Raw genomic sequence first — 23,482 nt, 5'->3', positions numbered from 1 at the left:
CTCAATGTCAGCTTCGGGTCATTCGCGTCGGCTTGCCCGTGAGGCCATGACTTCCGGTCTAGCCGGATGAGCGGACGTGGTCAGACCGGGCCGACAAGTCTCGAACGGGCCAGATGCTGACTCTCGTCAGCGCTCGACTTTGAAGCTCAACCCAGCATGCTCGACGAGCCTATTGATTAGCCTTTGCTGCATTGCTGCACCTGGAGTCCAAATTCCTGCTGCGGTATCCGCCGCGTCGCGTAGCAGGCAGATCGCACATTCAGCAATCATTTTTGCTGTTGAGGCGTAGCCCGGTTCGCAATCACCGACGACGGCGGTGTGGAATTGTCGGCCGTCAGGCGCAAGTGCGACAAAGAGATGTCGTAGGAGCCACCTTCACGCTCTTCCTTTGAGGGCCCTTCACCAGGTTTTGGCGCGTCGGCGCCCCTCAATTTGTTGGTCGCCGCCATTACCAGCTTTGCCTTGGCGCGCCCCCGCTCCCCCGGACCCGTCGAAATCATCTCGTCGTAGACGAAGTCTTTCCAGTACGGAAACCCCATCAGCATATTCGAGCGATGGACATTCCGAGTATTGATGGTGGACATCGGAAAAGGAGCGGACCAGGAATTGAGGTCCTCATCGAAACTGACTTTATTACCGGCGGGCTGCTTGGGTCCTTCGAAGCCGGGCGTTAGCACGAACGGATCCTTTAGCATTGAGACGAGACCAAGGTCCCTGCTGGCGGCTACAAAACTTGCTTTGGTACTCGCATAGGTGCCGCCGGAAAGCGAGAGAGATGCATGACGGATACGCGCCTTAACGCGGGAAGCAGGAAAGCCCCATGTCTCCCTCGCGTTGGTTTCACAAAAGAATACGCCGAGTTCGAACGGCAATGAGTCGAAGCCACAAGAAAATAGGACTCTCGCGCCGGACGCTTTGGCCGATGCGTCATGCGCGTCGATCATCCGCCGCATCCATATTGGCTCGCCGCAGAGATCGACGTAGTCTGTGCCTGTCTTCACGCAGGCGCTCAGAAGTTCGGCCCCATGGAACTGATACGGTCCCACAGTCGAGATTACTAATCGAGTCTGATTAACCATGGCTTCTAGTGAGGTTCGATCACCGGCCTCAGTCACGATCAGCGCAGTATTGGCCGGTGAACCACTAGCCTCGCGAACAACTTTTAGCCGGTCGAGATTGCGTCCGGATAGCGCCCATTTCAGCGACGCGTCGTCTTTGTAATGCTCGGCCAGATATTCAGCGACGAGCTGTCCCGTGAAACCCGTAGCACCATAGACAACGATATCGAACTCCGCTGAAGCTTTCATAACGTGCCTACTCCAAAAGTCGTGACTTGGCCCGATGAAGAACATTTCGATGGGACGCACAAGAGGCGGTGCGAGCACCAGAGCAAACTATACAAAGATCGAAAAATGCTTCCCGCTAAAGCCGGCTTACCCTTTGATTTGGAAGGGCAGCGCCCGATGAGCCGACGCCATCCGGACAGAAGTAGACAACTTGCGATTGATTGGCCTTTGGGATATATCCTGACCTAGGCTTGTGGAAAACGCTACTGAATCCCATTAGACTGATGGCAGACCGGGCCCGAACGCTGAGTGCTAAAGAGATCGCTCGCATAAACTCCGAGCATCTACTTACAACTCCTCTGCGACCAGCAGATCTATTATTCGTTTTTGGTACACGAGATGGCGTGGAGGAGCGCATAGACGCCGCCGTCTCGCTTTGGCATCGCCAGTATTGCCGTTGGCTACTTGTTAGCGGAGGGATGACGCCGGGCTCTGATCTTACCGAATGCCGAATTTTAAAGGATGGACTAGTGGCACGTGGTGTTCCGGCTGAATTGATTTTGGAAGAACATCGCGCGACCAACACGGGGGAGAACGTGATTTTCTCCCTTCCTATCATCGAAGCGAAGATCGGATTGAACAAAATACGATCAGTGATTTGCTTAGGCAATTTCTGGACGTCGCGTCGTTATCCGATGACGCTTCATAGACACTGGCCCGATCCAGAAAAGATGCTCGTTGTCGTGAACCACTACAATGTCCCCAATGATCTTTGGCACACCGACGCTGAGCTTAGTTCGCGGGTGCTCAGCGAATGGGCTAAGATTGAGCCTTATAAGGCAAGAGGTTTCATTGCTGAGTGGCCTTAAACGACCCAGACGACAAGCAACAAGCAGCTATGCGACAGTCCCCCGAGATGTCGCCTTTGGGTGAACGGCGGCCTTCCGGCTTGCATTGGCCTGTTCGCATGACCATCAGGAAGCAGGCTCAGGGCGCTCGCGAGGAATAGATACTGATATAGAATGATGAGCAATCTTGTCAGCTCTCAGCGGGCGGAAATCGCTATGGGTCCGACTACAAAGATCCAGAAACAGTAAGCCAGTTCATTCCTTATCATCCAAACTATTAACAGTTGTATCCCCGATAGTCGTTATCGAAACGAGCGCAGGGGTCGGGGCCAATACATCGATGTCCGCTCGGGGTCGATTCTGTCGAAAAAGGCGGCTGTTGCGACGCAGAGATATCAGTGATTCAGTCTGTCTTGGCAGGACTGAAGATCATGATGGGGCATCGGCAAGTCGAGCAGGCCGCTTTGTTCTACGAGTTCTCGCTTGAGAAGCATATTCCCGCCGATCACGTAGCCCAACCTGAGCAAATCTAGTCCCGCCATGCCTCCGTGAGCGGACCTCTGCGAGGTGCGCCGCTAGTCGCCGATGGACCATTACCGGAAGTAGCGCCGCCGCTTTTCTGCGCTGCGCCATCGCGGATAAACTGTTGGCCGAGCGAGAACGTAGATTTCATAGAGTCTTGGGTCCTTCGAGATAACGCTCCATATTGCGAAATGTCGGGGTGCCCTCTTTGGCAAGCGCGAACAGCCATGGCGGCGAGAGAGCGACGTCCAAGATCGTCTTCGGTGTTGCGCGAAATGGGACCACGAGGCCATTGCGCAGATCACGTGGACGCTTGGAGCGTACCGGCGCATCGAGCGTCGCGGCAAGGACCCGCACCCCAGCCGCGTCGGCGCGGTTGATTAGGTCGAAAGTGACGGAGTGGTCGTCCGCCGGCAGGCCGTAGAGTTGGAACCAAGCGTAAGGACCTGCAAGCTTAGCGACCTCTTCGATCGTCGCTGTGGCAAGCGTGCCGGCCATGTAAGGGATTCGCGCATTGCCGGCCGCGCTTGCAAGAATGCGAGTCGCACCCGGCCGGACAATGCCGTCGGCGCCGACAGGAGAAATGCCGATGGGAGCTGCACAAGGGACACCGAATATCTCAACCTCGGTGGTGACAGAACTTCCCTTGCCGTACCGAGGTATCAACTCCACGGCATCAAGTGCCTGTCGGTTGCGCCGGGTATTTAGATCGCCACCGGTGCCACCTTCGAGAAAGTCGAAGGCAAAGCGCGGGATGCGACGGCGGGCGCGTCGCTCGAGATCGTCTAGCGTCGGCAAGCGCTGAAACAGGCGAGCCTCAGGACTCGTGCCGCTACCAGCACCCCAAGACTGCGCGCGCGCTGAGTTGTCGCGACGATGGCCGGTCATGGGAAGCCCCCCGGTGCATGATCGTCTCATAAGACGTGGCCGCCATCACAGCAAATAATTAGGAGTGATAAATGCTATAGTTTCAGATGATGACCCTTACTGAATTCGCTACCGGCCGAGCCCGCTGCATACAGCGTTACGAACTCAACGCGCGCATGTCCTTGTGAAGGTCGGCATTGCCCTCGAAGCCGATGCCGGGCAGTTCGGGCATCGTGATGTGTCCGTCCACCACGCGCACGCCGTCGGGGAAGCCGCCATAGGGCTGAAACAAGTCGGGATAACTCTCATTGCCGCCGAGGCCGAGGCCGGCTGCTATGTTGAGCGACATCTGATGGCCGCCATGGGGGATGCAGCGGGCAGGCGACCAGCCCTGGGTCTTGAGCACTTCCAGTGTGCGCAGATATTCGCAAACAACGCACAGTCGAATTGCAGCCAGTCGCGGTCGGGCCGCATGCCGCCGAAGCGGATCAGGTTGCGGGCGTCCTGGTGGCTGAACAGATTTTCGCCGGTCGCCATCGGGCCCGGATAGAACTCGGCGAGCGATGCTTGCAGATGATAGTCGAGAGGGTCGCCGGCTTCCTCGTACCAGAACAGCGGATACTCCCGCAGCATTTTGGCGTAGGCGATCGCGCTCTCCAGATCGAACCGGCCGTTGGCATCGACCGCCAACTGGTTTTTGCTGCCGATCTCTTCGAGGACGGCCTCGATCCGGCGGCGGTCCTCATCGATGTCGGCGCCGCCGATCTTCATCTTGACGACGTTGTAACCGCGATCGAGGTAGCCGCGCATTTCCTTGCGCAATGCCGACAAATCCTTGCCGGGATAGTAGTAACCGCCGGCGGCCTAGACGAACACGCGCGGGTTGGCCGTGGTGCCGTAGCGCTCGGCGAGCAGGCGGAACAGCGGCTTGCCGGCAATCTTGGCCACCGCATCCCAGATCGCCATGTCGAGGGTGCCGACCGCGACCGAACGTCCGCCGTGGCCGCCGGGTTTCTCGTTGTTCATCATGGTCGCCCAGGCGCGATCGGGATCGATGTTCTCGCCTGATACATCGAGCAGCGTCTTAGGATCGGCCTCGAGCAGGCGCGGCACGAAGCGTTCGCGCATCAGACCACCCTGGCCGTAGCGGCCGTTGGAATTGAAACCGTAGCCGACCACCGGCCGCCCGTTGCGCTCGACATTGGTCACGACGGCAACGAGGCTCGAGATCATCTTTGAGAAATCAATATAGGCGTTGCGGATCGGCGAGGCGTTTGGCTTGGTCACCTCGCGCACCTCCACGATGCGGACGGTCATTTCAACTCTCCTTCAATTGTGCTTATCCAATTTTTGATGGGCGTCAGAGCGAAGCGCCTGCGCAAATCAAGATCTGTTGGCCGGTGATGGCGCCTGCCTCCGGCGATAGCAGGAAGGCGGCCAGCGCCGCAACTTCGTCGGCCTCGACGAACCGGCCCATCGGCGGCAGCACTGGTGAGATACCGGTACGGTTGGGGTCGCGCAGGAAGGGCGTATCGGTAGCCGCCGGCGCGATCACGTTGACGGTGATTTGGCGCGGCACGAGTTCGATAGCCCAGGAGCGCGCCATGCCGACGAGAGCGGCTTTGCTCGCTGCATATTGGCTGCGCCCGGCTGCACCATTGGCGGTGCGGCTGCCGATCAGCACGATGCGGCCGCCCTCCGGTAAACGTGGCGCCAGCGCATTGGCCAGCGTTGCCGCCGCTTCGACGTGAAGGCGCCACATCGTAGCGCCATTGTCCGGGTCGAGCTCACCCAATCGTCCGACACGCATGAAGCCGGCGGCATGCACCAGCGCGGAGACCTGCGTGATGCTTTCCAGCGTCGACGCGATTTCGTCTGTCTGGGTGAGGTCAGTCTCGATACCCCGGAACTGCGCATCGACGATCGTCGGTGGCGAGCGGTCGAGGCCCGTCACAGTCCACGCCTGCGAGATCAGCCGCATGGCGATGGCGCGGCCGATGCCGGAACTGGTTCCGGTCACTACGCCATGCGGCGCGGCGTCGTTCATCCCTTGTACGCCGTCGCCTCGGCCTGCACCTTAGCGAGATCGAAATCGTTGATCTTGTCGATCAGCTCGTTGGTGTAGGCGATCTTGTAGTCCTTGACCTCGAGGCCATTCATCTCGGCTTCGGTACGGAATTCCTGCTCATTGATCGCGCCCATCTTGGTGCCGGCATAGGGAGGCGCATACAGCTTGATGCGTCGCCCGACCGATTGGAGAACGGCCTTGACCGCCTGTTCCTCGGTTCCTCGCTGCTGCCGCGCGGCGCTGTCTCCGGATACATTTTCAGGAAAGCCCTGGCGCCGGCGGTCGGATTGGCCAGTAGGAACTGCGAGGCTTTGCAGACCGAACGGCCGAAACCGATGAGAAGGTCGCGGTCTTTCTCGAACATTGCGGGCAGCGCCATCAGGAACTGGCCGCCCACCATCGGGATCGTCGAGGGCCGCGGCAGGAACGCCATCTCGATGCCGGCCGCCTCGATCTGACCGAAACCGGTGTCGTAATAGGCAAGTGCATCGATCACGCCCCGTTGCAGGGCAACGCCGGCGGGCGTCCCGTTGCCAACCGCGATCCAATTGACGTCTTTCTCGGGGTCGAGACCGAGCGCCTTCAGCACGTTCTTGGTGACGGGATACTCAGTGGCGCCGGTATGAGTTTGGCGGGTCGCCGCACTACGGCGCAATTCAGATCAAGGGTGGCGACCGGCTACACCTCGAAACTCAGCACGGATCAAAAACGGCCATGCTGAACCCGAAATCCGATGTCCAATCGCTGACAATGATCCTGCTTATGGAGTTGGGCGCGAAGCTCGTTTCAATCAAACTCCACTCAAGTTAGCGGTGATAGTCTGCAAAGCTCATAAGCGCCCGGTGGGCGGCTCAGCCGGTTTATCTCGATCAGCCGACACCAAAGACCCCGCCCGGACCTGCGCCTTCGCGTCCCCTAAAGCCGGAGTCCGGGGTTCGTCATACTGGCACGTAAATCTTCGAGCAACTGGGCAGCTTGTGCTCGGCTCTCCAGCCGCAACCTGGTGCCCGGGAAATCGTTGTACATCTTAGAATGGCCAGCAAAGGAGGATGATGTCTGCCGAGTCCAATAAGCTTCCGCCCACTTCATCAGTTCTGCAGCGTCGTGACTTGTTGCTCCCCGCCGAAGGCCGCGGGCCAAAAGCCCCGCGCGGCAAACGCTCCAAGGAAGATCTAGCCAAATGAGAGCGGTAGCTTTGGAAAGGGCCACTTCTGCTAGCCATCCAAATGCTCCTTCGATAATCCAGCGCGGCTGGTCAGAAATATCCAGAACCATCTTTCGCGCCACGTTTTCATCGCGCTTTAGGCCATAGCCGCCTTCTTCCCAGTGCAGCAGGTCGAGATCGAACGCTGGGATATGGATATGGGCTAAATTGGCAACGGCTTGGGCCAACGTGCTCTTGCCAGAGCCACTGTTTCCAATAACCACCGTGCGTTCGGTCAGAGTTTCAATCACTTAAAGTCGCCGATGGTTGTTGCGCGTTTCGATGACGAATAGCATCTCGGTTGGTCGATATCGACATTGCAGTACAAAGACCGGGCGCGACGTCCTTCCGAGTCAATCGCGTCACTTTGGCCGCGGGACGCTCCCCTTCGGTCTCCCCCCTGTGAATGAGCTTCTTCGGACTTCCCCGGGGTCCAGTCAGCTACATTGACAGGGCCGCCCGGATTAATCATTGCGAGGTCCCGATTGGCTTTCAGCGAGATGTTTGCGGAAAAAAACGATCATTTCAGCGTGAAGGCGTCGATGAAAATCGACCCGGTCGAAACCCGGCGCATCGGTGCAAGCCGCCGGGTTGTCCTGCGCTTCCTTCTGGGTGCAGGTGGAAAGGAAAGAGAAGTGTTTAGCGTTTGTCACGAAATGATAGTCCGGCGCTGAAAGCCGTTGCTTGATAGCTGCCGCACAGCATCCTGACAGGCCGTCAGCGTTCTGTGAAGGATCGGAACTCCACAACTGCACCGGAACCGCTACTTCCTTCAGTTTCTTCTCGGGGAACACAAATGCGGGATATGGATCGACGATGACAGCCGCCCTCACGCGCGGATCGGACGTGACCGGCAGATCGGGTGCCTCACCGCTCTCAAGCTGCTTACAGGCCAACAGGCTGGACGTCGCACAATTGGGCAGGCCCTTTCGCAAAGCCGGATTGCCACCAATGACAGCAAGACCCGTGTATCCACCAAACGAGAATCCGTACAGACCAATACGCCGGGCATCAATGCGCGCTGCGTCGGGCCAGCCGTCCAGCATGTAGTCAATCAGCCGCTTAATATCCGCAGGGCGCTCCACCAGCACCGAAAGGCTATCGGTACGGCTAGTATCGCGCCAGGTGTCACCGGGATGATTGAGTGCCGCGACGACAAAGCCCGCGTCGGCCAACGCCGCCGCGGTGTCATGGTGGCCGCCGAACCAGCCTCGTCTGCCATGCGATATCACGATGAGGGGAAGCTTTTCGCCTGTCACTGCGCATCCGGGGACTGCAAAGAAAATGGCACCACGGGCATCCATTTCTTGAGGGGCCTCCGCACAAGGGGTCCAAACGAGCAGCCTGATCCCCGGCCCCGCCGCGTCAGCAGGAATGTCAAAATTTCTGACCCCCGCGGCGTCCGCGACTGATAGTCCAAGCAAAAAATAGAAAGCAAACAACGCGCGGCGCATTCTTGGCTCCCGCGGTCTAAAGACCTTCACTATTAGTTCGCCGGTCACAATCGGTAGTCTAGTACGACTGCGGCCGCTTCCGGAGCCACACTCGATAGCCGACTAGGCAGCATCGGGCCAGAAACGAACACTAGGTGCATCCATCAGCTAGAAGCAGACGGGCGGTCGTCGTGGAATGACGAATTGCGAAAAGCTTCTGCGCCTCAGGGTCTTTCAACAGCGCTTCGGCATCTGTACGACTAGAAAACTCAATAACTACAAGTCTCTCATGCTTCCATTCGCCTTCGAGCGCTCCACGCCCTGAACGATATACTTACCATTATGTCTCGCAATGATCGCGGGGATCGCATCGATATACGTTTTGAACCGCCCGTAGTCATGCACAGTGATGTCGAGGACGAAATAAGCCTTCACCTGTAATGCTCCCACAGTACCCGCTTTGAAAAGGTCATGGCCTATCATTAATCCACCGTTTCAGGTCGACAATGGGTCATTAGCGGCGGTAGGCGCGAGCGCGCTTCCGGTCCGCCCCGATCAGCAGGCCATATCTGAGCCAAACCGAACTTCCCCATCGCGCTAAACCGAGAAATTACGCCTTGAGTTTCATTTCGAATTTCACGCCTATTTCGCCGACCACCGAGAACCCCGCTCTTTCATAAAGCTGTCTCGCAGGGTTATTTTTGAGAACAGTCAAACGTACCGGCCTGGCTGTCGTTTTCCAAGCCGCCACCAAATTTCCGAGGATTTCCGTCCCGATGCCACGCCGTTGATGAACCGGGGCAATAAAGAATTGGAGTAAGCGGACCTCTGTCGGTCTCTCGTTAACTTGTAGCCAGCCCACATCCTCTCCATTGACCGTTACGACACTGACTTCGGTCAGCTTCCACAGTGCAGCAAAACTGTCCCGCTGTTGGGCTTCATCCCACACCATGAGTTCTTCGGTGTAGGATCGCATAGTCAACAAGTATAATTCGAGGGCAAATTGATAGTGTGCCGAAGTTGCTGGCCTTACATGGACGGCTCTTTCCATGCCGAGCAGAGTAGCACTTGCTCGCTTGCTATCAACGCCCGCTTCGGCCCGGAGAGGACATTTTTGGCGTTTTGACACTTGGCGCTCCCATGCTGCAGGCATTAGTCTGCGTGCATGGATATCCCCGCTTTATCGACTGACCTCAACTTTCGACGGCTAACAAATTCGGCAGAAGACTTCGCGTTTTCGTTCGAGGTCAAAAGAGCGGCTATGGGCCCGCACATTGCCGAGAGATGGGCATGGGACGAAAATTACCAGCGCATGGTCCACCGCGACCATTTCGGTGAGAAACCCTTCTTCGCGATTCAACGAAACGAAACCAAGATAGGCACTCTATCGTTTATGCAGGGGGACGCCTACATTCAATTTGGTGAGTTCTACATCCTCCCGCACGAGCAGCGGCGGGGGCTTGGCACGATCATTCTTAGACACTGCCTAGGGCTCGCCGACAAGGCAGGTCTGCCTGTTAGGCTGGAATATCTCAAATGGAATCCCGTCGGCTCACTGTACAAGCGTAACGGCTTCGAGATCATTGGCGAGACAGGCATGCACTGGCTTATGGAGCGGGCCGCGTCCATCAAAGTGGAACGTCTAGTTTGGTCACATGCGGGGCACCGCGGCGATCCTGGACCTTCCCGCTAGGGCTTCGCGAGCCGAAGCTCCACCTTAGAAACAGAGAGGCAACTAAGCGACAGGAGCAGAAGTACCGAACATGCTCCAGTCCTGAATTACTCGATCCGTTCAGCGATTTGGTCGGTGCTGTTTTGATGCAAGATCAAGCGAGCGGCGCGGCCGTCTTCGCCGGGTTCGAATGTGACCTGCGCACCAACGCACTTGTAAAAGAAATGCCATTCCGAAATCGGAAAAGCCCGTAGCGCCGGTTGGTCGGCGAGCCGAATGTAGAGCCGCTCGGCGACTGATGTCACTTCGAACTCCCAATTGGGGCGTAGTCGATAGCGGCCCACGACGCGCGCGAAGCACGACGGCTCGACGGCAACCTCTTTGCGATACCAGTTGAGGCCGCACCGCTGGTCCAACAAGTGAACGCCGAGATCAACAACGGCATCGATGCACGTGTTGCTAAGCACAGCCACCCCTCGCTTCCACTCCGGAATGCACCTGACGAAGGAGCGGAATCCACCGGTACCGCCCGAGTGGGAAATGGCAATTCCACCATCCGGATGCGGTGGCCCTAATTCCAGTCCACCTTGGCTCCGTGGAGTAGTCAGAGGACCTATCATGGACGAAATTGGCGAATGCCCTTCGCAAAGCGCGTCCATAAATCGCAACAGATCGGATACGTTCGAACGGAACGCGCCCGCTGCGGCGAGCACGTCAAAATTCCAATTCGACACTGGGTCGAGGCTGTCGTCGTGCCCCGATGCGACATTGTCCGTCAATCGAGAAGGGATGGCGATCACTGTGTCGTCCATTCGCAATGGACCAAGAATCCGAGACCGGATCAGAGTCTCATGATCGCGAGCATTTGCGCGGAGAACCAGCGAGTGACCCAGCAACCCCACTCCAAGATTGGAGTATTCGAAGGTGTCGCCCGGAGTTCGTATCAATTCGTGGGTCGCGAGAAACTGATAAAGATCCTCAGCTGTGTAACAAGCATAGGGGTCATCGGGATGATCTTCCCGTCCCAGATTTGTCGGCACGCGAGGCAGGCCCGAGTAATGCGAGGCGAGATCACGCAGGGTGATGACCTTGCCGTTGCGGGAGGGGACACGCGTACCAGCGGGTAGAAGCTCAGCGACCGGCTCGTCGAGACCGACCTCGGAGCGGTTGGCCATGTCAACAAGTAACATGGCGGTAAAAAGCTTCGTGATAGACCCTATTTCGAAAATGGTGTTTTCGTTTATCCGGCCCTGAGCGCGCGCATCTCGGTAACCGTGGCTCACCACCTGTTGGCGCTTGTTTTCAGTCGTTCCTATCGCCATCCCAACGCTCAATCGGCGGTCATCAACCCGTTCGACGAGCATCCGTCGAGCCAAATCAGCCGGAACAGTGGGCGGCGGTGCAAAAGAACCATTCTTGCTCATAGAGCTAAACTCTGATGCAGGTAACACAAATCAGTATGTTTTGCGACTTTGGTGTCCGCCTGGTAAGCCGCGCGGACTTGGGGATACGGGAGCGATGCCACGAAGCTTCCCTCAGCCGCCAGCTTGGCCATCGATCTTGACTTCGCGGCCGCCCCTGGTCTTGCCGCGCAGCACGGCCTCGTTGTCGCCGCTGAAGGAGAGTGAGAACGTCTGCTGCTCGCCTAAGCCCACGTATTGTACGTCCACCGCGAACGTGTCTCCGTTCACCCATGATCCCTTGACCGCGCGCAACCCGAAGGACGTCGGCTCGCTCTTGCGATAAAGGCCGTCGAGGCCCATCGGTCCCCGAATCCGGATCACGGGATTGGCGGGGTTGTGCGTTTCGAGCTCGACCGCGTAACTCGGGCTATCCGTGAACGACAATGAAAAGGATCTGACATCGAGCGCGTTACTGGCGAACCGGAAGGTTTTGCCTGAAATCGCCGATGCAATCTCAGGCATCGGTCCAACCGCCGTCGGCTTCTCGGTCGAGACGTCGCTGACCGCGTCGTCAAGCAGGCGCGTGCTGTCGGGATTGGTCGGCAGCGGCGCTTCAGATTTGACAGCCCCGGCGATACCCTCAGCCATCCTGCGGAACGAACAGAAATCCCGTGCCGTCATCGCCGCGACGATGTCGAGGTCGGGAAATATCATGATCACCTGGCAGTGATAGCCGACCGCCATGAAGACATGCTGGTCGGGCAGCGCCCAGAATTGGTTGTGATAGGTCAGGCTCGCGTCAGCCCTCGCGTTCATGCGGATGGTGGCGTGACTGACGCTGTCGACCCATTCCGCTGGAAGGAGTTGTTGGCCAGCCCACTCCCCCCGGCGGAGGTAGAGATAGCCAAACTTGGCCATGTCGTGCGGCCGCAGCGACAGGCCGAATCCTCCAATCGCAATGCCCTGCGGATCCCTACGCCAGAACGGCGGAGCTATCCCGAGCGGACCAAGCAGCTTCATATTGGCATAGCTGACCGTTGCCGTCCCGGCGAGCTTAGTGACAATGGCCGAAAGCAGATGCGAATTGCCGCTGTTATAGTAGAACAGTTCTCCCGGCGCGTGTGACGACATGGGGCGGTCAAGGATGAACTTGACCCAATCAGGGCTACGCCGCATGTCGATCATGGACTGCTCCCGGCCACCTTCGAAGCCCTCGTCCCATTCGAGGCCCGAGGTCATGTCGAGGAGATGCTGCACCGTGATCGCCTTCTTGCGCTCATCGACATTAGCGACTTCCCGGTCGGCAAAGATATCGAGCACCGGTTGTTCGAAGCTGTCGAGCAGCGCGTCTTTGCGCAGCATGGCGATGAGGCTGCTAACCACCGACTTAGTGGCTGAGTTTAGATTGTGCGGGATGTCCCCGGTGTAGGGTGCGTAGTAGGCGTCGAGCACGATACGTCCATGGCGGGTAATCAAAAGGCTATCGAAGCTCTTGGTTTTGCCATAGGCGATGACCTTCGCGAGCTCGGCCGAATCCATACCTTGCTCTTCGGGAGTGGACACCTGCCAGTCCGGAATCGGCCAGACGGCTGCCTCGGCGGCGCACAACTGCCTTGTGTCGACACAGGCGGTCATCAGCAGCAAGAGGAGGCCGCGGCTAAGATCAGCAAGAGCAGGTCTCTTGTGAGGCATAGGTTTTCCACGCAATTTGAAGGGAACGGGTCCGACGAGAATGAAAGTAGGGTATCAATCTCTGCGAGTGCGAGCAAGCCAGAGTGAGTACACGCCCTAAGAGAGAGAACCGGGAAGCAACGCGGGCGACACCGAACTGATCAGCGGATATGCCAAAAACGGTTGCGCATTGAACAGAAAATGGACCAGCCAGCCGGGAGAGAGGGAGTCGTATCGCAGGCGCATTGCGAACAGCAAGCCGCCGAACACGACCATGACCGCACTCCAAACAAAGCCGAGCGGGATCCAGTGATTGGCTCCAAAGATCAAGCTACCGACTAGCCAGATACCAGAGTTTCTCCAGCCGATCCGACGAAGCCAAGCGACCAGCAGCCCGCGATATAGAATTTCCTCGCACACCGGAGCCGTGACCACGAAGAGCAAGGCGTACATCGCGACTGATTGCCCATCGTGGTAGTTGATCTGAACTCCCGGGCCGCGCCCGCCTGTTGCTTGAGATAGCCAATGTGTCATGACAGGCGCGCCGTACATGGCCATCAAGAAGCCCATGATGCTCGCCGTAACGGTTGGCCACGTCAATCTATGACATTTGAACACCTCACGGCGTAACCCTCCGCGCGATGTCCAAAGCCACACCGCCGCCACGGCGACCCAACTGGCGATAATGTAAGACAACAGCCCATATAGCTGAAGGTCCGCTCTTGCAGGAATGTGTGCCGGTACCCCGCGCACAATTTGCCAGCCCGCGATGACGAAAATGCTGGTAATGACCAGGACTATGGCCAGTCCAACTGGGGCAAGTACCATTGCGAGAACAAGAATGCTTTCGCGCCAACCCCGCGACCGCGCTGAACCAAGCACCAACGCTTCGTTGGGCTCGATAGTCGCAGATGAGCCGCCAGCCTGCGAGCTTCCCATTCTGCCCCCCTCGAAAACCACCCCAATGGCCCGCCCATCAAATCAACCTGGACGTGCCAAGTCAACCTGAAGGAAGTGTGCCGCCCTTTCACAAGGTTGACGGCGTTGATTGATCTTGTGCGCGCGCACGGGGTCGGGTTCAATGGAGCATGCTCATACGAAATGCGAAACCGGAGGATGCGGACGCGGCTTGTGTCGTGATGAAGCGCTCAATCGCAGAGCTTTGCCACGCCGACCATAAAGACGATCCCGCAATTCTGACCCGCTGGTTAGGTAACAAAACGCCCGAGATTTTTCGGGCTTGGATAGCTCAGGGCGATAACTCGGTGCTTGTAGCGGTCGAAGGCGGCGAAATTCTTGCGGTTGGTTCGGTGACTAACGTCGGCCGAATTGGACTGAATTATGTATCGCCGGATGCCCGCTTTCGCGGCGTTAGCCGCGCGATGCTCCGCGCCCTTGAGGAACGGGCAGCTACTCGTGGCAATAGCGAATGCATACTCACCAGCACTGAGACTGCCCGCCGGTTCTATCTCTCGAACGGATATGTCGAGACGGGGCCGCCGGTCGGTGAGTTTGGCACGACTACAGGTTATCCGATGAGCAAGAAACTCTGACGGGACGCGCTTATCTCTGCCCGATTCAACCCGATGAAACAGACGCGACGGCAATTCCTATTAGCGGCGGGAGCGACAATGATAGCGAATCCATCGGGGAGTGTTGCCGATGAATGGCTGTCCGCGGCTCCCGAGGAAGTGGGGTTTACCGCTGACCTCGAAGAGCGCCTCGACAAGGCCGTTGCCGAGAAGCGGATCTGGAACTTACATGGGGTCGTCGTCTTCAAGAACGACCGCATGATCTTGGAACGGTACTTCGAGGGAGACGATCACGTGCGGGGCGTTGGTGCGGTCGGCCGGGTCGCGTTCACGTCCAACAGCCTGCATGATTTGCGGTCGTGTTCAAAGAGCATCGTCGGGCTGCTCTATGGCATCGCGCTTGAGCAAGGGAAGGTCCCACCGCCCGAAGCACCGCTGTTCTCGGCGTTTCCCGAGTACGCTGACCTGGCTGATAAGGCGGGTCGGAATAGGCTCACCGTTCAGCACGTGCTTACGATGACAATGGGCACCGATTGGGACGAAAGCAGCCTCCTTTATTCCGATCCGCGAAACAGTGAAACCGCAATGGACAATGCGGCCGACCGCTATCGCTATATTCTGGAACGGCCGGTGATCGATGCTCCCGGTGCGCACTGGACCTATTGCGGCGGCGCGACCGCCCTCCTAGCTCGCATGATCGCGAAAGGGAGCGGCAAGACCTTGCATGACTACGCGCGGGAGAATCTGTTTGATCCGCTCGGCATCGGGCCGACCGAATGGGCCACGGGGCGAGACGGCGAACCATTCGCCGCGTCCGGTGCCCGCATGACGCCGCGCGATCTCGTGCAAATCGGCAGAATGATGCTGCAAGGCGGCACCGTTGCCGGACGCGTTGTCGTTCCGGGTAGCTGGATCGAGCGCTGCGTCACTCCTGCTATCAGCGCCGATGAACTTCGCCGCTACGGATATCAGTGGTTCGTTCTAGATATAGCGTTCGGGAAGCCGAAGGGCTGGGCGGTTGGACGATTGGAACGCATGTGGATGGCGCAGGGAGAAGGAGGGCAGCGACTATTTATCATTCCAGCGCTCCAACTCGTCCTCGCGATTACCGCTGGCAACTACCTCAAAGAAGATCAGTGGGTGCCTCCGACGCGCGTCCTACGTGAAGTGGTTCTTGCGAGCATCATGTAGGTACTGCGTGCCGCCCGCTTTGAGATTGAAATTGCCTTCATATCTCGCAGCCATTTTCACCGCAATGCAGGCCCCGGCTACACGTCGATGGAATGAGTGCCCAGATGGATGGACCGACTAATTACGATACAATTGCCGCTCGCTACGCCGCTCAAATCGACGAGCGGCCGTGGAACGCCCTTTACGAGCGCCCGACGACACTGGCCCTTCGCCTGACGTAAGCCAAAAGGATGTTCTCGATGCTGGCTGCGGCCCGGGATGGTATGCAGATTGGCTCGTCCGCCAAGGAGCCCGCGTGGTCGCCGTTGATTCGAGTCGCAGCATGGTGGAACTGGCAGACAGACGATTGAGCGGGCGGGCGCGCGTGTTGAACGCCGACGTGCGGGAGCTTCGAGGTTTAATTCCGGAGGGGGCTTTCGATCTGGTGCTGTCCTCGCTCGTGCTTCACTATTTGGATGACCTGTCGAAAGTCTTCGTCGAATGGGCGCGCGTTCTTAGACCGGGCGGAACGTTGGTGTTTTCAACTCATCATCCCATCCAGCAAGCATCGCTGCTGGATCCGGGATACTTGCGGCCGACGTTGATTGAAGAGAGGTGGGGCTGGCTCGACGAGATGATGCGCTACTACAGGCGGCCGCTCCGCGACTTGTCTGAGCCATTAACTGCGGCCGGATTTCTCATCGACCGAATTTGCGAGCCGACGCCCTCAAGCATTGAGGGTAGAAGACCCGAAGGGATATGATCTGCTATGCCGCGTCCCGGCTTTATCTTTGTGCGCGCGCGGAAGCCAACCAGGCTGTGAGTGGGAGTTTTCTGTTGCGCGACTGCACTCCAGGCATTATCCGAGAGGCTCATTCGGCCGCCAAATTCAAGAGCGAGATGGACCCACGCTTGGACGGTGTGGAGCGAGCCGCAGCGTTCGCGCAGCTATCGGCAGGTACAGCCGCCCTGATTCAAGCGCATTCTGGAAACGGCCGATGATCCTGAGCAGAGTGTCTAGCCCCACATTGCCGAATCATCGAACACCTTGAGGTTCGGGTCCCGCAATCTCCCGCCACTCCATCGGCCGTCAGTGTGCCCTATTGGGCGAGCGCGCCGCGCTGTTCCCATCGCCCCGGATTGAGAACCGCGCCATTGACCTTGCCAACAGCGTCGCGAGTAAAAGCAATCCGCGTGTGATCGCCGCCCTCGACGTAGAATTCATCTTTCGAAAGAGCCGCCACGGGCGTCGGTTGGCCCCTATCAAAATCAAGGATCGACCAGCCGCCTGTTGCTTCGACGATCAGCCTGCCATCTGCGACACGGATTTGAAGCTGGACGCTGTGCGAAGGGACTGCCTCACGAACAAACGTGAAAACGAGCGGGTCGCTCTGCTTTGAGCGCATGATCTTAAGCTCGATTGCGGCGTTGGCCGTACCTGAAATCCGGTGAAGTGCCGCTTCGAGGGTGAGGCCCCTGATCGAAGCGCCGCTGACAGAGGTGATGAGGTCTCCGGCGAGCACGCCCGCCTTCGCGGCTGGGCCTGCGGAGGCCAATTTGATCACTCTAAGGCCACCTGTTTCGGCAACAACGGACTCAAGCCCGATCCAGCCGTTGCCGTCGGCGACCAAAATCTGCCTATCCAGGGAACTTGTAGAACCGCCGAAATCGTAGCGTCCGACATATTCGGCGAGGTTTTCGGCATCTCCTCGCCGCGACTCGACTGGAGCGGAGACTTCAGGAACCTTCAACGCGGTGTACGGCAGACGCCGGATAGCATTGAAATAGAAACCGTTCTCACTGTACTGGCTTCGCTGCATCATCATCACCAGAATCAGCTTCTGCACCGGATCAACCGAGAAAAATGTGCCCCAGCTTCCCTGCCAGTTGAAGCTACCCACCGCACCGGGAATGAGGCTGAAATCCGGATCGGTACGAACAGCGAAGCCGAGTCCCCATCCCGTTCCGAAAGCCGGGCCGACCTCGTGGCCTGCGATGTGCATGTCGGGCGACACCGAATTCCTCGTCATCAGCCGCACCGTCTCGGGCTTCAGGATTCGCACCCCATCAAGCTCACCGCCGTTGAGCAGCATCTGACAGAAGCGCAGAAAATCAGGGACCGTGGAGACGATGCCGCCGCCGCCCGAGAAGAACGTCTGCGGCTTGGTAACGTCGCCATCCGAAAGGGGGGCGGGCTGCGCGCCAGGCACCGCGACAAGGCGGGCAAGCTTGTCCTGCGGTACCGAAAAGCCGCTATCGACCATGTGCAATGGTGCGAAGAGGCGGCTTTGCAGGAACTGATCGAAGGGATGGCCAGACACAACTTCAATGACGCGCCCCAGAACGTCATACCCTATCGAATATTCCCAGACTTCGCCCGGCTGGTGCAGAAGCGGGAGTGTGCTGAGGCTCGCCACGAACGAAGCAATCGGCTTCTCGCGCCGGAACGGCGCCCGCGCGCCGTAAAGCAGGTGTACCGCCGCATTGCCAAATCCGGGGTCGGCGTAATCCCCGACACCATAAACCAGGCCGGACGTATTTCGCAGAAGGTCACGGATAGTCATCGCGCGCTTTGCCGGTTCAAAAACCTTCTGGACAAGATCCAGAAGGATCGGATCGCCGGTGGCCTGATCCTTCTTGACGACCTGCATATCCTTTAGCTCTGGCAGATACTGCGCCACGGGAGCATCGAGGTCGAGCTTGCCTTCATCGACCAGGATCATGGTGGCGACGCTGGTGATCTGCTTGGACATCGATCCGATACGAAAAATCGAATCCGGCCGCATCGGCATTTGCTTGTCGTGGTCCTCGAAGCCGGTGGCCTGCAGATAGGCGAGCTTGCCGCCACGCGCGACCCCCACGACAAAACCGGAAGGATCGCCTTTTTGACTCTGCGCCTCGAACCAGGAGGTCATGCGCGCCAGCCGCCGCGCCGAAAAACCGAGACTGTCGGGGTCGCCGACGGACTGTAAGTCGTCGGCAAGCGCCGCCCCCGTCAAACAGAGCACAAGCGCGGCCATGCACGATGCGTATATGATCTTCACTGCGGAATTCCCTCGGGCGACGCTGAACCAGGACAGCAGAGGAAGAGCTGAACCCGGCTGACAACCTCAGGTCGGAAAGTAGCTTAACGCTTACTTCGTCGCAATGGCCACTTCTGCCGTTGGCCTTCAGGCATCCCTCGGTCGTGAGGTCGTCAATGAGCTTGGTGGGTCACCTAGACTCTACGCCTTTAACGAACTTCTTGGTTTTGATCGCGGAGACAACGGTCTGCAGTATATTTTTCTCCGCCAACGGATTGTAGGTCAGAGTCCAGCCATGATCGCCAACGTGCGAGGGTACGTCGAGCACGAACCCGTGGTTGGCACCTTGGTACTCGATCATCTGCACCGGAACTGACCGCTTCTTTCTTGTCAGTTCTCGACACCACTCTGGATTATTTGCATCGTCCTTATCGCCCATAAACATCAAAATCGGTCCGGTATAACGGGCGGAATGCTGCAAAGGGGGACTACAGCCTGGAGCAACTGCGAATGCCGCCGCAAAATGGTGAGGATGATCAGGCCTCTTGTGTCGTCATTGATACCAGTGCCGCCGTGCCTCCGTTGCTATAGCCTATGATGTAGACTTCGTTGGCTTTTGCCAGCTTCTTATCGATCAGGTAGTCGAGCGCTGAGAAGGCATCATCAGCCCGACGCCTGCCCCAGTGTAAGTCCGCCAAGCCGCAACTGTTATCCACGTAACGTGTGGTGAAGCTATCTAGCACGAGCCCGCCGAAGCCTTCCTTGTTGAGCGCGTCGGCAACGCGAGCCGTCCACTCTTTCTCGGCTGTGCTCATGCCATCACAACCATGCATGACGACCACGAACGGCACCGGCCCCTTTGCGTTAGTAGGCGAGTAGACAAATCCTTTCAACTCAACATCCTTTTGCACGTCGCCGAACTCCTGGGGCGAACCGTTCTTGAAGTTCTTGGAGAAGCCAGAGTCGTAGGGGTTGTCCTTCGACCAGTGCTTGTCGCTGTTGTCAGCGTAGTCACCCTTCCACTTGATCCTGATCTCGGTAGGCTTGGTCTCGGCCAGCGCCACCGTGGTGAACAGAAAAAAGAATGCGGTAAACAGAATGCGCATTTGCGACCTCGAATGCTTGCAGGTTGAATGAATTTTGGTTGGCAGGCCGACTGCTGCATTTCGCCCTGTCGGTGCCCGTCGTGAAACTCTTTGAGCAGGACGCGATATCGCGACAAGTAGGCGTGACCTATCTCCGCGTAGACAGCCCTTCTTCTCGTGCCGCGTTCCGCTTTTGGGTCTCGACCTTGGCGAGAAGCTGCAGCTTCTCTCCCAAACCTGAGCCGCGATCAGGGTGATATTGTTTAATCCTTTCCCGGTATGCCTCAGTGATCTCCTGATGACTTGCATCAGGTGACACGCCCAAGACTCCATACCAAGGTTCTTCCGCTTCGTAGTCCCTCTGGGGATTCCTCGTTTTCCGACGAGTCGTATTCTTCTTCGAAGGTTCCCCTCGTGCGACTCTTCTATTTCCTTATCTTCAGCCCGCTCGCGAACTCTCTTTGCGTCCCGATATTCATTGATCGTTGCCTGCGCTCGCTCTGCGAAGGAATCTGGCGGATGAAGAACGCGGTAGATGCCTGCTGCCCAACCCGCTGTCGCGCCAATCGCTATCCCTGGGTGAAGGAGGTCCGGCGCAGGATTCCAAGCGAACGCCAAGAACTTGATAACGTTCGGAAAGGCCATGCCGATGAGTTCGGCGGCGATCCAGACGCCAACGAAAACAACCACTGCAATCTTCCAGCCAGCCCGCTTCGCCGCGTTCCCAGCCTGCTGTTGAGACCAAGCGAGCAAAGCCTTTCGCCACTCCCTGACCAGCTTCGTCTGGGGAAATGCGATCTCATCTATTTCGGCCGTGATCCGATCAGACTCGGCGCTCCAATATTCGAGTTGTTCGTTCAGTTCTCGACCGCGTATGGATCGTTCTTCGAATCGGCCCACGTTATCGGACCATCGAATACCGCAGTCAGAATGGCAAACCTCGTCGTATCGCTCTTCGGCGGTGCGTTTTTCAGCACGCAATTTTGCCAATTGTGGGTACGATGACGGATCAACAATAAGCTGTGGCTCCACATCGGTCTGCACGGGTATCAGTAGCCATAATGCAAAAAATGGGAACTGTAGAGCAAGATCGCCAGTGCATACGGCACGGCAAAGATAATGGCCACGACCGCCACAATCAAAAGCAGCAATGTCTCGTCCATTACTTGCTCCCGAGAGCACGACAGAGAATGAGGACAACGCGAGGCGCTGCAATCACCCCTAGGGCTGGTTGGCTATTTCTCGCGCAGATCGCGATCTCAAACTTCGTTACGGTGTAACTTGGCAGTTTCTGCAGCGCCACCTTCAGGGCTTGCGCGAGTGCTCGCCCATCGTCCTCGTCCCACTCGCGAAGCACGCCCTGGCTGCGAAGCCAATCTTTGTCGTCCCCGTCGAGATCAATGGCAATTCGCGTAGCGCCAATCGCCTGGCGCGCGCGGTGTTCCCGCATGCGCTGGGCGGCGGCCGTCGGTGCAAGGGGCGCCTTGGCCTTGGTTTTCACGGTGGACCTCCCGGGCTATATGCCGTCAACATGGGGGAACCCTTCTAGGAATGTGATCCCATTGCATATGGACCAGCCGGTGCGGTAATCGGGGTTTTGCAGGCCGTGTTCGAGTGCACCCCTCGGGGGTGTCAAAGAACTGCCAAGCCAAGCTCCAATTGTCTGAGCTGCTCGATCAGCAGTTCTACAATTCATCGTAGTCAGATGGCATTAGCGAATGCACGGCCCGACTTGTCAGTTGGTTCTGGAGGATCATCGCCATCACGGCTTTTAACGCTCATGGGGGCCTCCGTCGAAAATCAGATCGTCGTCAAATTCAATCCGGAGCAGATAGTGAATGCACAATGTCCCGAAGATTACGGACAACGATGCGAAAAAACTTTCGGGCCGCACAACCCCGTTGCTTGCCGCGTGCGCGCTCTTTAGGGGCCAAGCGGTGGCGGCGGCTGTGCTGCGTTCGCCGAATGGGTTGCCGTCGTTCATCTGAGCGAGCGCGAGATCGTTGTAGGTAGCGGTCGGAAGAACGTTCCTAGTCACTAGCGTCTATTAGCCCCTTGCTGGTGATGTAAGACTTACTCCATCTGGTGACGCCGGATTCATCATGCGCTCGCGCCGATCACGCAAGTTCAGTTAGGTTCCTCGGCAGTCGATTTAATTGGAACATCACCATATAACATGCGTTAATAGGACACCACCGGTCATGCTTTGTCCGTAGGCGCCGGTGGCTGAGAGACCACTGGGCTCCCGCCTGCATCGCACGGGAGCATTCAATGCCGCACCATAAGCTAATAGCGCGCCTGCAGGCGGTCGGCAGTCTACTTGAACAAGATCAAGTTAGGCTAACGGGCATGCCATACAAGGTGAGATCCCTGGCCGATGGCGAATACGTGCTGCGCCAGGGCGACAAGCCTGGCAGCTGCATTGTTGTGATGAGCGGCCTTCTATCTCGGCAAAGAGTGGTGAATGCTCGAAACCAGATTTCGTCGTTCTACATAGCCGGGGACATGCCCGACTTGCCTACCCTGCATCTGCCGGTGGCGGATTGTGAGCTTTGCAGCGTGGGCAAATCGACGATAGCCGCTGTGCCCCATTCATGTCTCAGAGAGATGATGAAGGAGTCTTCCGGGCTTACGCACGCTTTTTGGCGCGAGACGCTGATACACGCTGCCATCTATCGCGAATGGGTTGAAAATCTCGGATCGCGCCAAGCCTTGGGGAGGGTCGCGCATCTTCTCTGCGAGCTTACCGTCCGCATGGACTTCGTTGGGCTGGCGGACAACGGCAGCTTCCGGCTTCCACTCACGCAGCAAGATGTTGCCGACGCATGTGGGCTTTCAATAGTGCACGTGAACAGGACCGTCCAGGAACTCAGGCGCGAGGGTCTCATTGAATGGCAAAACCAAATCCTGACTCTGCTCCGCCGAAAGGAACTTCAAGATTTAGCTGAGTTCAGCCCCGAATATCTTCATGAGCTGAACCCAAGCCGAGGATCACCATAAGCGTGAAAACCTATCGTCCGCCACAAACGTCTCTCCACCCTTCCTGGCCGATACTTGGATGAACTGTTGCCTCGCTCCAGCTAAGGCTCCGAGGGTGGGCGGGCTCGGGCCGATTCTGTTGAAAAAGGCGGCTGTTGCGAAGCAGAGATATCAGTGAATCAGTCTGTTTAGTTGGCAGGACTGAAGATCATGATGGGGCATCGGCAAGTCGAACAGGCCGCGTTGTTCTATGAGTTCTCGCTCGAAAGACATATCCCGACTGATCACTTGCTGCGGTTGATTGACAGGTTTGTCGATCTTGAACAGGTCCGGCGGGACCTGGCGCCTTTCTACAGCAGCATCGGTCGGCCTTCGATCGATCCCGAGCTGATGATCCGGATGCTCTTGATCGGTTACTGCTTCGGCATTCGATCGGAGCGGCGCCTGTGCGATGAGGTTCACCTCAATCTGGCCTACCGGTGGTTCTGCCGGCTCGGTCTGGATGGGACGGTGCCGGATCACTCGACGTTTTCCAAGAACAGGCACGGCCGCTTCCGGCAGAGCGACCTCTTCCGTCGCGTGTTCGAGAGCGTGCTGCGCCGCTGCATCGAGGAACGACTGGTCGGCGGTGAGGGATTTGCAGTCGATGCGAGCCTAATCAAGGCCGATGCCAATCGGCAGAAGGGGATCGAAGGCGATAAGGGACTTCCGCCGGAGGC

The 23,482-nt window shown here is 57.9% G+C and carries 20 protein-coding genes and 3 pseudogenes; 8 read left to right on the top strand and 15 right to left on the bottom strand.

Features of this window, described 5'->3' with window-relative positions; all coding sequences use genetic code 11:
- Positions 1 to 126: 126 nt before the first annotated feature.
- Positions 127 to 1,307, bottom strand: a pseudogene (locus IVB12_RS23830) (saccharopine dehydrogenase NADP-binding domain-containing protein).
- Between the two features lie 263 nt (positions 1,308 to 1,570).
- Between IVB12_RS23830 and IVB12_RS23825 the strand changes: the two are divergent.
- A complete protein-coding gene (locus tag IVB12_RS23825; protein ID WP_247302632.1) occupies positions 1,571 to 2,155 on the top strand; it encodes a YdcF family protein in 585 nt (194 codons plus the stop codon).
- Positions 2,156 to 2,803: 648 nt separating this feature from the next.
- On the opposite strand, the gene IVB12_RS23820 is transcribed toward IVB12_RS23825, so the two are convergent.
- From IVB12_RS23820 to IVB12_RS23790, 7 genes and pseudogenes are all read right to left on the bottom strand, one after another.
- Entirely contained in the window at positions 2,804 to 3,544 is a 741-nt protein-coding gene (locus IVB12_RS23820; RefSeq protein WP_247302630.1) for an alpha-hydroxy acid oxidase, read from the bottom strand.
- Between the two features lie 136 nt (positions 3,545 to 3,680).
- A pseudogene (locus tag IVB12_RS23815) lies at positions 3,681 to 4,840 on the bottom strand (mandelate racemase/muconate lactonizing enzyme family protein).
- 43 nt (positions 4,841 to 4,883) lie between these two features.
- On the bottom strand, positions 4,884 to 5,570 hold the full coding sequence (locus tag IVB12_RS23810; RefSeq protein WP_247302628.1) for an SDR family oxidoreductase: 687 nt from the start codon (positions 5,568 to 5,570) through the stop codon (positions 4,884 to 4,886).
- A 109-nt stretch (positions 5,571 to 5,679) separates the two neighbouring features.
- Entirely contained in the window at positions 5,680 to 6,180 is a 501-nt protein-coding gene (locus IVB12_RS23805; protein WP_247302626.1) for a hypothetical protein, read from the bottom strand.
- Positions 6,181 to 6,506: 326 nt separating this feature from the next.
- Positions 6,507 to 7,046, bottom strand: a complete 540-nt coding sequence (locus IVB12_RS23800; protein ID WP_247302624.1) for a hypothetical protein — start codon at positions 7,044 to 7,046, stop codon at positions 6,507 to 6,509.
- 213 nt (positions 7,047 to 7,259) lie between these two features.
- A complete protein-coding gene (locus tag IVB12_RS23795; protein ID WP_247302623.1) occupies positions 7,260 to 8,249 on the bottom strand; it encodes a dienelactone hydrolase in 990 nt (329 codons plus the stop codon).
- A gap of 589 nt (positions 8,250 to 8,838) precedes the next feature.
- A complete protein-coding gene (locus IVB12_RS23790) occupies positions 8,839 to 9,357 on the bottom strand; it encodes a GNAT family N-acetyltransferase (protein ID WP_247302621.1) in 519 nt (172 codons plus the stop codon).
- 36 nt (positions 9,358 to 9,393) lie between these two features.
- Here IVB12_RS23790 and IVB12_RS23785 point away from each other — a divergent pair, with 36 nt between their 5' ends.
- Complete coding sequence (locus IVB12_RS23785; RefSeq protein WP_247302619.1) at positions 9,394 to 9,921, top strand: GNAT family N-acetyltransferase; 528 nt, start codon at positions 9,394 to 9,396, stop codon at positions 9,919 to 9,921.
- An 86-nt stretch (positions 9,922 to 10,007) separates the two neighbouring features.
- Here the strand turns inward: IVB12_RS23785 and IVB12_RS23780 are convergent, their stop codons facing one another.
- The 3 genes from IVB12_RS23780 to IVB12_RS23770 all read right to left on the bottom strand — a co-directional run bounded on the left by IVB12_RS23780 (position 10,008) and on the right by IVB12_RS23770 (position 13,913).
- Entirely contained in the window at positions 10,008 to 11,324 is a 1,317-nt protein-coding gene (locus IVB12_RS23780; RefSeq protein WP_247302617.1) for a serine hydrolase, read from the bottom strand.
- A gap of 111 nt (positions 11,325 to 11,435) precedes the next feature.
- Complete coding sequence (locus IVB12_RS23775) at positions 11,436 to 12,995, bottom strand: serine hydrolase (RefSeq protein WP_247302615.1); 1,560 nt, start codon at positions 12,993 to 12,995, stop codon at positions 11,436 to 11,438.
- Positions 12,996 to 13,091: 96 nt separating this feature from the next.
- The gene (locus tag IVB12_RS23770) at positions 13,092 to 13,913 is read right to left on the bottom strand and encodes a type II CAAX endopeptidase family protein (RefSeq protein WP_247302613.1); all 822 of its coding nucleotides are present in this window, start codon (positions 13,911 to 13,913) and stop codon (positions 13,092 to 13,094) included.
- A gap of 200 nt (positions 13,914 to 14,113) precedes the next feature.
- On the opposite strand from IVB12_RS23770, the gene IVB12_RS23765 reads away from it, so the two are divergent.
- From IVB12_RS23765 to IVB12_RS23755, 3 genes are all read left to right on the top strand, one after another.
- Complete coding sequence (locus tag IVB12_RS23765) at positions 14,114 to 14,527, top strand: GNAT family N-acetyltransferase (protein ID WP_346658521.1); 414 nt, start codon at positions 14,114 to 14,116, stop codon at positions 14,525 to 14,527.
- 78 nt (positions 14,528 to 14,605) lie between these two features.
- Complete coding sequence (locus tag IVB12_RS23760; RefSeq protein WP_247302609.1) at positions 14,606 to 15,697, top strand: serine hydrolase; 1,092 nt, start codon at positions 14,606 to 14,608, stop codon at positions 15,695 to 15,697.
- A 169-nt stretch (positions 15,698 to 15,866) separates the two neighbouring features.
- Positions 15,867 to 16,439, top strand: coding sequence for a class I SAM-dependent methyltransferase (locus IVB12_RS23755; RefSeq protein WP_247302606.1), 573 nt, complete (start codon positions 15,867 to 15,869; stop codon positions 16,437 to 16,439).
- A 337-nt stretch (positions 16,440 to 16,776) separates the two neighbouring features.
- On the opposite strand, the gene IVB12_RS23750 is transcribed toward IVB12_RS23755, so the two are convergent.
- From IVB12_RS23750 to IVB12_RS23740, 3 genes and pseudogenes are all read right to left on the bottom strand, one after another.
- The gene (locus IVB12_RS23750; RefSeq protein ID WP_247302604.1) at positions 16,777 to 18,720 is read right to left on the bottom strand and encodes a serine hydrolase domain-containing protein; all 1,944 of its coding nucleotides are present in this window, start codon (positions 18,718 to 18,720) and stop codon (positions 16,777 to 16,779) included.
- A 169-nt stretch (positions 18,721 to 18,889) separates the two neighbouring features.
- Positions 18,890 to 19,186, bottom strand: a pseudogene (locus IVB12_RS23745) (dienelactone hydrolase family protein); the annotation flags it as partial.
- 49 nt (positions 19,187 to 19,235) lie between these two features.
- Positions 19,236 to 19,805, bottom strand: a complete 570-nt coding sequence (locus tag IVB12_RS23740; protein ID WP_247302601.1) for a prolyl oligopeptidase family serine peptidase — start codon at positions 19,803 to 19,805, stop codon at positions 19,236 to 19,238.
- Positions 19,806 to 20,303: 498 nt separating this feature from the next.
- Between IVB12_RS23740 and IVB12_RS23735 the strand changes: the two genes are divergently transcribed.
- Positions 20,304 to 20,789: a hypothetical protein gene (locus IVB12_RS23735; RefSeq protein ID WP_247302599.1), complete on the top strand. Its 486-nt coding sequence runs from the start codon at positions 20,304 to 20,306 to the stop codon at positions 20,787 to 20,789.
- A gap of 157 nt (positions 20,790 to 20,946) precedes the next feature.
- On the opposite strand, the gene IVB12_RS23730 is transcribed toward IVB12_RS23735, so the two are convergent.
- Positions 20,947 to 21,285, bottom strand: coding sequence for a hypothetical protein (locus IVB12_RS23730; RefSeq protein WP_247302597.1), 339 nt, complete (start codon positions 21,283 to 21,285; stop codon positions 20,947 to 20,949).
- A gap of 770 nt (positions 21,286 to 22,055) precedes the next feature.
- Between IVB12_RS23730 and IVB12_RS23725 the strand changes: the two genes are divergently transcribed.
- The gene (locus tag IVB12_RS23725) at positions 22,056 to 22,784 is read left to right on the top strand and encodes a Crp/Fnr family transcriptional regulator (RefSeq protein ID WP_247302595.1); all 729 of its coding nucleotides are present in this window, start codon (positions 22,056 to 22,058) and stop codon (positions 22,782 to 22,784) included.
- Positions 22,785 to 22,973: 189 nt separating this feature from the next.
- Positions 22,974 to 23,482, top strand: a 509-nt coding sequence (locus IVB12_RS23720) for a transposase (RefSeq protein ID WP_247302593.1), incomplete at its 3' end; no start/stop codon positions are given.

This window comes from Bradyrhizobium sp. 179 (genome assembly GCF_023073535.1).
In the GTDB taxonomy this organism is placed as follows: domain Bacteria; phylum Pseudomonadota; class Alphaproteobacteria; order Rhizobiales; family Xanthobacteraceae; genus Bradyrhizobium.
The sequence above is the reverse complement of the archived record's forward strand: the minus strand, read 5'-3'. Positions and strand labels throughout refer to the sequence as shown.